Annotated in this window: 1 protein-coding gene; it reads left to right on the forward strand. The window is 58.7% G+C overall.

Going from position 1 to position 1,889, the window contains the following annotated elements; all coding sequences use genetic code 11:
- The first annotated feature begins 44 nt into the window (after nucleotides 1-44).
- Nucleotides 45-1,727 carry a Z1 domain-containing protein gene (locus HMPREF2550_RS07665; protein ID WP_256380814.1) on the forward strand — a complete coding sequence of 561 codons (1,683 nt, stop codon included), beginning with the start codon at nucleotides 45-47 and terminating at the stop codon, nucleotides 1,725-1,727.
- The last annotated feature ends 162 nt before the right edge of the window (nucleotides 1,728-1,889 follow it).

A 1,889-nucleotide genomic window follows, 5' to 3' on the forward strand; every position in this document is an offset into this window, starting at 1 on the left:
CGATGTGGCGCATTCACCCCTAGACCGGACGGCTCCAAATAGCCCTGGATATGTTCGTTCTCACCGGCGCCCTGAAGAAGTACCGTGAGGCGAAAGACCCGAAGTATTCCTTCCGTCACCACACGATGTTGGTCCACGAGGGCGTCGATACTGCTATTCACCAAGACGCAGCGCAGATGCTGCGTGAACTGTGGAGGGAGCGTGGCTATAACCTTGGCCGCCCGATTCCTGAGATGAAGGCGCTCTTCGAGACCGATCTCCTGCCCGTCATGCGAGAGGAGCGCTACAACCCCGGCTACCCATACCCCAAGCGCTACGAAGAGTTGTTGCCGTACATCAACGAAGCGTTCGCAGAGATGATGGTTGGCGTCACCGATAGTTCGGGCCCGGTGATGCAGGTAGACACGGAAGGCAACGATTCGCCGAACTTCGAGGCCGGCAAAGTCTGGAAGGTTTTAGTCGGCGGTGCGAAGCTCTCGCGTGGTTATACCGTCGAGGGGCTCACCGTCTCCTATTTCCGCCGCAGAGCCGGCAGTGCCGACACGCTCATGCAGACCGGGCGTTGGTTCGGGTTCCGCAAGGGCTACCAAGACCTCGTCCGCCTCTACGCACCTGCTGACCTAGTGGAGATGTTCGAGGCCGCCATGCACGACGAAGAAGTCTTCCGCGACAACATCAAGGCGTTCTCCGAGCTTGACGACGGCAACGCTCCCCGCCTCACCCCGATGAAACTTGCACCGCTCGTCCGGCAGTCGTTGCCGTTCCTGAAACCAACGAGCAGTTCGAAGATGTTCAACGCCTACATCATGAAGCAGGCAGCGGCACCGCACCCCGTGGAATTCAACTCCATCCCCGTCCGGGAACAGAAGGAAGCGTTGCGCCAGAACTTTGAAAATGTCGCGATCCCCATGCTTAAGACGATGAGTTCGCCCTCAGTCTCAGCTGCCTTCTACCGCAAGGAAGGAATGTGGAAAGATGAAGTGACCCACCGCCACGGCGTGAAGGACTATTACTGCGGCACGATGCCTGCCCAGCAATTCATCCAGATCCTCGACGCAATGAATTGGAACGAGTCCATCAATTACAAGCAGAACATCGTCCAACCCCTCATTGAGTACCTCCGCGGTTTGCTGGGGCGGGGACGCCACGCTGACCCCTCTCGCTCCGACCTCCTTGAGGTAGGCATCTTGCTTCCCAAGAACAAAAAGCGGGGAAATACTCCGGAAACCGTCAGCATCCCCGGCGTTCCCTTCGACGTGCCCCTCGTGGTGCGTAAACGCCGTGAAGACCGTAATGACATCACTGGTACGGACAGGAAGGACACCTATGTCCTCGAGAGTATTGCCTCCGGCAATCCAATCTCGGTCCACCGGCAGCCAGAAATCGAAGCAATGGCCAAGGCCGGTATACACGTCAATGCGGACTACACCCCAGACGCCGAGCCATTCGACGTCACAGGCGAGGAAGCCCACAAACGCGCTGCCGTGTTGTTGACCCTTTTCGACGACCGCGACCCCGCGGACGTCAAACTCGCCAAGAAGCTCGGCACCTACACAAAGCCGGACTGGTCGAAGGGCGAGATCGGCGTCGCCATTGCGGTCGGTTCGCCACACGCCGCCATCAAAGGCAGCGAGGGCTTCCTCGAGTGGGGCGTACACCTGGCCGCACCTGAGGGAGAGGAGGAATCCCCGATCGTCGACGTCAGTGCCGTCGATGGTGTGGAGTGATGGGGCAAAGCTAAAACGCCGTCGCTAACCTCCACACACAATGGGCTCGCAGCGCTTCGGAGTATTCGAGGCGGAGGTGTTTTCGTCGAGGCCTTTACCTCCTTTTCCACTTCTGCCTAATGATCTAGGCTGTTGCGACCGGCTATTTGGTAGCAGTGTCGT

The organism is Corynebacterium sp. HMSC074A01, assembly GCF_001831515.1.
In the GTDB taxonomy this organism is placed as follows: Bacteria; Actinomycetota; Actinomycetes; order Mycobacteriales; family Mycobacteriaceae; genus Corynebacterium.